The organism is Schlesneria sp., from assembly GCF_036405755.1.
In the GTDB taxonomy this organism is placed as follows: Bacteria; Planctomycetota; Planctomycetia; order Planctomycetales; family Planctomycetaceae; genus Schlesneria; species Schlesneria sphaerica.
The window spans coordinates 1-7,320 of record NZ_DASWWZ010000569.1 but is presented as its reverse complement, the minus strand read 5'-3'; the positions used below and the strand labels follow the sequence as shown (position 1 = coordinate 7,320).

At 58.4% G+C, this 7,320-nt stretch carries 6 protein-coding genes; 5 read left to right on the top strand and 1 reads right to left on the bottom strand.

The window, feature by feature from the left end; genetic code table 11:
• A partial coding sequence (locus VGE80_RS18960) for a DUF1559 family PulG-like putative transporter (RefSeq protein ID WP_440593753.1) occupies positions 1 to 1,022 on the bottom strand: 1,022 nt, incomplete at its 3' end.
• An 830-nt stretch (positions 1,023 to 1,852) separates the two neighbouring features.
• On the opposite strand from VGE80_RS18960, the gene VGE80_RS18955 reads away from it, so the two are divergent.
• The 5 genes from VGE80_RS18955 to VGE80_RS18935 all read left to right on the top strand — a co-directional run bounded on the left by VGE80_RS18955 (position 1,853) and on the right by VGE80_RS18935 (position 7,232).
• The gene (locus tag VGE80_RS18955; protein WP_440593752.1) at positions 1,853 to 2,071 is read left to right on the top strand and encodes a hypothetical protein; all 219 of its coding nucleotides are present in this window, start codon (positions 1,853 to 1,855) and stop codon (positions 2,069 to 2,071) included.
• A gap of 513 nt (positions 2,072 to 2,584) precedes the next feature.
• Positions 2,585 to 3,682, top strand: a complete 1,098-nt coding sequence (locus VGE80_RS18950; protein ID WP_373649860.1) for a DUF1559 family PulG-like putative transporter — start codon at positions 2,585 to 2,587, stop codon at positions 3,680 to 3,682.
• 1,427 nt (positions 3,683 to 5,109) lie between these two features.
• Positions 5,110 to 5,403, top strand: coding sequence for a hypothetical protein (locus tag VGE80_RS18945; protein WP_440593751.1), 294 nt, complete (start codon positions 5,110 to 5,112; stop codon positions 5,401 to 5,403).
• Positions 5,404 to 5,998: 595 nt separating this feature from the next.
• Positions 5,999 to 6,739 carry a hypothetical protein gene (locus VGE80_RS18940; protein WP_440593750.1) on the top strand — a complete coding sequence of 247 codons (741 nt, stop codon included), beginning with the start codon at positions 5,999 to 6,001 and terminating at the stop codon, positions 6,737 to 6,739.
• 133 nt (positions 6,740 to 6,872) lie between these two features.
• Positions 6,873 to 7,232, top strand: coding sequence for a hypothetical protein (locus VGE80_RS18935; RefSeq protein WP_440593749.1), 360 nt, complete (start codon positions 6,873 to 6,875; stop codon positions 7,230 to 7,232).
• The last annotated feature ends 88 nt before the right edge of the window (positions 7,233 to 7,320 follow it).

The following is a 7,320-nucleotide window of genomic DNA, read 5'->3' as shown; positions in this document are numbered from 1 at the left end:
AGGACTTCTGACCCCGCGACGGTGCCAAGCGCACGCCAGATCCCCCCGTCGACAGACGACGAAACAAATCGGACGGCACCGTCCCCCATCAGTGAGTGGACACCTCCGATGTGGTGGCTGCGTGAAGTGATTGCGGCATAGGTCGGCCCCCCCACCCGTTCACGCTGGCTGTTAATGTCAACGTCAGGATAAGCGTTACCAGGTCCGCCGGGGGTCACTTTATTTGGCGGCCAGGCGGTGGTGAATCCGTTGTGATGCACGGCCATTTCTGCCCACTGCGAATGAGCATTCAGAAAGAACGAGCAGCCCCCGGCGAGGTACTCGGGCACGACCGTCTGCGGGTCGGCGTCAGGTCCGGGGATGTTGTCTGGAGTGTTGATGTTGGCAAGCGGACCACAGTCACGGACATAGGGGGTGTAGTTCTTCACTTCGGACATGAATAGCGTACTGCTGAGTCCATCGGTGATGTCTGCGAATCGTCTTCGTAAATTGACGCCGAAGGCAGACCGCGTGGGTGGACCACCATCAGGGCCTCCCCAGACATACCAGTCACCCATGCTGAATCCATAGTTAACTCCACCGATGGGGCCGAACGTGGCGTGCTGCTGGGGCTGACTGTTCGGTTCGCTCGGGCAGAGAAATCCCTTTGCGACTCGCCCAACAGCGGCTGTGTTAAAGGTGTCTCCGTAGGAGGAGTTCACATTCATGGCGTTGAACGTGTTCCCCTGATCGATAAACGGCAGGATGCGTGCATGCGGTCCCAGGTAACTGGTCCACAATGTGTTGTTGGGCAACCGGACGACAACGGCAGTCGGAGGAAGGCAACTGGCCGTGGATTCGTAGTTGTGCAGCGCGAGGCCCAGTTGCTTCAGGTTGTTTCGGCACTGGGTTCTGCGGGCGGCCTCGCGGGCCTGCTGGACGGCAGGCAGCAACAGGGCAATCAGCACCGCAATGATGGCAATCACCACCAGCAACTCGATCAGCGTGAAGGCGGAACGTCTCGCAGAAAGACGGCTTTGCATGGGGCATCCTCTGTCATCGAGTTGTGAAAGGCGGAATGTCTTGAAAAAGACATTCTTGTTGTAAAATGGCAGAGGCCCAATGTCAACCAGCGGGCTACGACGTTCATCGGTACGTCGCAACGTTCGGGCAGAACGCGAGTTCACACGTCTCGCATGCCGTAGAGGGTCGGATGGCAATGCCTGGAATTGGTTTGCGACATTCGTCATATACGATGTGGGAGGGCGAGCAGAACGGGAGGTGAAAGTGTTTCGCGAAAAACCGATTTCGACTGCAGTTGCTTGGCTGTGATTTCTCTGCAAATTCGCTATCGTCATTTGTGTGGAGTGCGATTCGTTCAGGCCAGCACGCTGCCCGTGAATGACGGGTAAGGCGAATGCTGATGCGATGGTTCTGTAGCAAGTTCCGACTTGAATGCTCGAAGCAGCAGTGGATAACGCTGTTGCTGCTCGCGGTGTTCCTTGCTGCGCTTCTCCCGTTCCCCCTTTCGATCGGGCGAAGTGTTCTTTCCAAGGACTTGTCAGAGCCCTTTCCCTGTCAGGATCGCCCATGCGCGTGTCGCACAGCCGCCCAGTGCAAGAAGCAGTGTTGCTGTTTCACAGCAGAACAAAAACAGGCATGGGGTCAGCGGCATGGCGTGAAAGCCTTCGCTCAACCTGACAATCCGCCGAAGCCTCCTGCGAAGCTGTTGGCGGATCGACAGGGGTGCTGCGAACTTGCCCATTCCGACTCAGATGCCACGAGCACTTCCACAAACGCTCCCGCTGTTGAGGTGACCACTGCGGAAGCGAGTCCTGGTGCCGCGGACCCACGCCCTTCTGCTGGGCGGCCCGTGAATCGATCGTCACGGTTTAAGCTGGTCATCGGCCACTTTGCTCAGCAGTGCCAGGGGGTCTCTCATACGCTGGCGGGACTCCCCATTTTCATCGTGCCGCACCCGGTGGAGTTAGTCGCCGGTGTGCCGCGTTCGATCGAAAGATTCGCGTTCGAGTCTGCTCTGTTTGAATCGGCGAGCCTTGCTCCCCCCGTTCCTCCGCCCCGTCTGGCGTGACGTCGAATTTCATGGCCGGGCGGTCTCGTGGATCTGGTATGCGCGCTGCCCCCTGGCATCTGTTCAGACGGAATCTGACGCCCGAGCGGTCTGAGATGGCGCGCTCACGGCTGGCTGCCGATTCGCTCTCCACAAGTGTGTCTTAGCCCCTGCGTGAGCGTGCCATTCCGGACCGTAACGGCCTGAAATGATTTCTGTGTCGACTCAGTATGCCTGCGCCCTGTGTGATGGCACTACTCAGGCGGAATACCTCGAGTTCGATGCAGAAAGCGATTCATTTCGAACAGAACGTCATTCATGGATATCGGTCAGAAGTATCTCAGTCAGGAATAACCCAAGGCTGTTGATTTCCTCACAGTTGATTTCTTCTCAGTGGAGCACGAATGCGCGTGGTGGCGCCGGGTCGTGGCGCTGAGTGGGGGAATGCTGACACCTTCGTCTCTTCCTGACAGAGAACTGCCGACTTGCACCGATGTCCTGCATCGAACTTATTCGCTGGATCGGGAGAATATTATGACTTGCTTTCAAAGTGGCCGGCGTGCTCGCGGGTTCACTCTTATCGAGCTTCTCGTCGTGATTGCCATCATTGCAGTCCTGATCGCGTTGTTGCTGCCTGCCGTTCAGCAGGCCCGCGAGGCGGCACGTCGGACCCAATGTAAAAATAATCTGAAGCAGTTCGGGCTGGCCATGCATAACTACGAGAGCAGTTTTCGTATGTTTCCGATGGCGAGTGCCCAGCTATCCAGCTCGCAGGGATTTTCACCACAGGCACGCCTGCTGCCTTATTTCGATCAGGCGAATCTGCAGTCACTACTCGATTTCAGCCAGCCGGCATTTACTGGTCCCTTCAATGCGCTGGTTCCGAATCCGGCATTCGTGACGGCATTCGCGACGCCGCTCACCCTGATGTTGTGTCCCAGTGACCCTGTACCATCACAGACCCATGGAAACGGCGGGTTTGTTTATGGAGGAACGAACTACATGGTCAGTTACGGCAGTTCGACACGGACCAACTATGACTTGCGCTGGCCGACGGACGGTGTTGTCTATGAAAACTCAAGCGTCGGTTTTCAGAGCATTACGGATGGCGTGTCCAATACCGTAATGATGAGCGAAGCAATACGCAGCGTCGGAGCCACCGTGACACTTCCTCCGGGGACACTTCCCCCCTTCAATTATCGTCTGACATTGAATGGGTCATCGGGTGTCAGTTCGGCGCTGCAACCCGTGCCCGGGCTGGCCGCTTCCGGAAGCTGGTCCGGGTTCACGAATAGCGCGGGAATGATCTTCAACCCCGACCTCGACGACATCTGGCCGAGCATGACCACCTGGCGCGGACCGGCGGACGGGACGATGCGAGGGCGAGGTGTCTCATGGGCGCATTCCGGTGCACTCAGCACACTCACGAATGGCTACAACACGCCCAACAGTCGCATTCCTGACGTTGTCACGCACTTCACGGGATTCTTCGGTCCCCGCAGCATGCACACAGGGGGAGCCCATCTTCTGATGGGGGACGGAGCGGTCCGATTCGTCAGCGACAACATCGACGAAGCATTGCATCGCGGTCTGCACAGTCGGAATGGAGGCGAGGTGACCGGTGAGTTCTAAGCAGGCTGACCGTGCCTGAATGGGAGACTGTTGCGAACTACGTCCTCTCTGGTGTGCAGGCGCGATACGCAAGTGGGTGTGACCGCACTTCCGGAGGATTATGCAGCGATGGCGCAGTTTTGTCGGAGGAATTTCTGGAAGTCGTCCCCGAGGCACCGGCAGGGGGACATCCCATCTTCTGTTGCACTCAATGCGGTTCAGCATTTGATTTTGATGCCTGAAAGGCATCCACAAGCCAGCCCAGGGCAGAACGCCGCGGCAAAGCCGCAAGCGTCGCCCTGGGTTAGGGGCATCATTTGTTGCCAGCCCTGTTAAGGGCGACACGTTCTTTCGCGGCCTGTCTGCGTGTCGGGAGCAGGGTCTTTTAGTCCGAACGTCTTGTTTGTGGGATTCGGTGGCGTGACGTTTGAATGGTTGTTGTGCCCTTAACAGGGCGGAGGAGACGCAACTATTCGCCAACCCAGGGCGGCGCTTTGCGGCTTCGCCGCGGCGCTCTGCCCTGGGCTGATCTCTGGTGGCCTTTCAGGCCGGCGCTAGGCGGTGCGCTCGGGGCCGGGGGGCACAGCAGATCCAAGTTCATACGCTCGGGGGTGGGTCCGGCGGGGGCAACCTCTTGCGGCTGACGCAGCCCCGGTCGCCGCGAAGCCCCGGCAACCGGGGCTGCCCAGCAAGGATTTTTCGTACTCAGTCGATCGATCGGCCAACGGGTTGCACCGGTTGACCGGTCCTCCGGGCTACCGGTGTGCGAAGCACAAGAGGTTTTTCCAAACATAACCCAATGCTGCAGAAAGACGTTTCGCACGGGGGTGGGTCCGACTGGGGCAACCTCTTGCGGCTGACGCCGCCAAACGGGATGCACCGGTTGACCGGTCTTCCGGGCTACCGGTGTGCGCAGCACAAGAGGTTTTTCTACACACGACCGAATGCTGCAGAGAGACGTTTCGCTCGGGGGTGGGGCCGGCGGGGGCAACCTCTTGCGGCTTATGCCGCCCCGGTAGCCGCGAAGCCCCGGCAACCGGGGCTATCCGGTGTGCTCGGGGCTGGGGGGAGGGTCCATTGTCCGCACGTGTCCCTTATTCCAAACGTCTGGATGTTTGGGCTCGTCGGTTTGCTGTCGGTGATTGAAACTAACCCGCCTTCCAAATCCCGCGTGGAATGGTGACAAGACCAGAGCGAGGGGATTCAAAATTGAAGAACTTTTTTCGTCAGCGATTTCGGTCAGCGAATGAGGGCGAAGCCCAGCGCGGCGTGGTTCGTCTGGCAGACACTGCACCTCGTCGTCGAGACTCAAGTGGTGAAGGTGAAGACCGTCCATCATTGCGCGAGGTCTTGGGGATCTGGGGCAGGGGGACACGAATCTTGCGACAGGGCGACGTGTCTGCGTGCGATCGGGACGTGGGAGATTGCAAGATTGCCGGGGACGACCCGTGTCGAAGCGTTGTTTCGAGCAGCGGGGGACGTTTGCCGCGACGGGAGCTTTCAACGGGATTTTCAACCCTGTTCAGGGCCTGCTGTGGGGCACTCATGAAGACGATTCGGGGTGCTGCCGGGGGGCGGGGGGGGACTGGCCAGGCTGGCCAGCCCTTGGCCAGTCGGTGGCCAGTCCCATGTCTCACCGCGATCACGGGTTACGTGTTTTTGAGGGACTGGCCAGGGTGGCCACGGGATTTCTGCTGAGGGCCTTTTCCGCCACTTCACGCGTTGATGAGCGAAGACGCTGAATGAGTGGGGATCACGGCACACAACGGCATATTGAGAGCCGCAGACCGGATCGATGGATTGACTGATCTTTGACAATTCGGAACAAGAACGCGTCGTGCCAAAAGCGGGGCTTCGTGTGGAACCGGCATCCTGCCGGTTTGTGGGACTATGTTGGTCCCGCGTGAAGGGGGGGCCTTGGAATTCACCGGACTGGGGAGCTGAACCGGCACGATGCCGGTTCCACGAGGGCTGTCATGCTCATCGTCGGTCTCCTTGCCGTTAATGCCATGGATCTGCTCTCTACCCCAAAGCATGGCATGGAGGCCGCTTTCTTGCACCATCGGTTTCTTACCCAGACAATTCCGGAAGTCCGTTCATACCCTACGCAAGTTGCGGTGGAACACACACACACACACACACACACACACTTTGCGCATTTCCGTGGGAGGGAGCCGCGTCAGAAGCGAATCGTGACTGGGAAATGGCCTATGGTTCGGGGAATTTCCAGAAAACGAGACTGATCTTCTCGGCGGGCCGGTGACCCTTTTCGTTGCCGGTTCGGGGGCGTAGCATACTGCGATGATCGCCGAGTTTTCTCTATTGCTGATCGTCGGAATGAGTCTAATGTGGTGCCTGATGCCGCGTGCCCAGGTCACAGCAGGGTTCTTTCGTATTCAGATGATGATCGTGATGGGGTTGAGCGTGTTGGCAATTCTGACGCTGGGAGCCCTGTTGAGTTCCGAGGGGGAGCGTCTTTCCGGACCACTCTTGCGTAATGCCCGAATTGCTGCTGGTTCAGCAGTGGGATTTGCCTACTTCGGCTCCATTGTCTGGCTGTTGGGTCGGCGAGTTTCCGGCACGGTGGCGATGGTGGGAGTTTTGCTCTCGTCGTTAACTAGTCTGGTCCTGGCCCGTGGCGGGGTGAGCACTCTGGGGTTCAATGAGAGTGGCTTTCATCTGCTGTCGAGTCTTGCCACGGCGGGAGTTCTCGGCGGAGTCGTGACTGGCATGTTACTGGGGCACTGGTACCTGACCGCTCCGACGATGTCGATCACGCCGCTCAATGTGCTCTGCTGGTGGCTTGCCTTGGCGATCGCAGTACGGTTCGGAATTTCCACATATGCCTGGCTGGAAGCGGGGCACAACCTTCACGGCGGCGTGCAATGGACGTGGTTCGCGCTCCGCTGGCTGGGGGGAATCCTGGGTCCGTTCGTCATCGCAATCATGGCGATTCGGATTCTGCGTTACCGGAACACTCAGGCGGCGACAGGAGTTCTCTTCGCAGGTGTGATTCTGGCGTTCATTGGTGAAATGTCCGCTGCGCTGCTGTATGCAGAACTTCGGCTTCCCTTCTAATTCGAGTCTTCCGATGCAGCTCTATTTCGATTGTCCGAAATGTTTACAGTCGTCTCGCGAGGAAGTGACATCGGCCAGTCGCGAGGTGCGGTGCAATCACTGTAGCTGGGTCCGTCCGATTGATGAGCAGGACATGAAAGGTGCCGCCCTCGCGAACTGTGTCGTCTGCGGGTGTGGCGACCTGTGGAGGCAGAAAGACTTTGATCAACGACTCGGCGTCGTGATCGTCGGACTGGGAATCGTGATGAGCACGGTGGCCATTGCTTACATGATGCCAGGCGTCGCGATGATCATTCTGATGGCCTTTGGGTTGGCTGACTGGATTCTGTATGCGATTCTGCCTGACAGGATGGTCTGTTACCGTTGTCATGCCCGATATCGTCAGGTTCCCGACCTCGCTGCGGTTGAAGCGTTCGATCTGGAGGTGAATGAACGCTATCGACAGGAGGCAATTCGGCTCAATCGATCAGCAGATTCTGCCGCCCGCGAATAATGCCGTCCTTCTGCCCCCCTGAATCGTGGATTGGTCCGGATTGTGTTTGCCTTTCCACGGTCTTCGGTCGTTATGCTATCTTGAGGCT

What these genes read in the sequence shown, in the direction of transcription:
- VGE80_RS18950 (WP_373649860.1), top strand. Translation starts at nt 2,585, where the DNA reads ATGACTTGCTTTCAAAGTGGCCGGCGTGCTCGCGGGTTCACTCTTATC.
- VGE80_RS18940 (WP_440593750.1), top strand. Translation starts at nt 5,999, where the DNA reads ATGAGTCTAATGTGGTGCCTGATGCCGCGTGCCCAGGTCACAGCAGGG.
- VGE80_RS18935 (WP_440593749.1), top strand. Translation starts at nt 6,873, where the DNA reads ATGAAAGGTGCCGCCCTCGCGAACTGTGTCGTCTGCGGGTGTGGCGAC.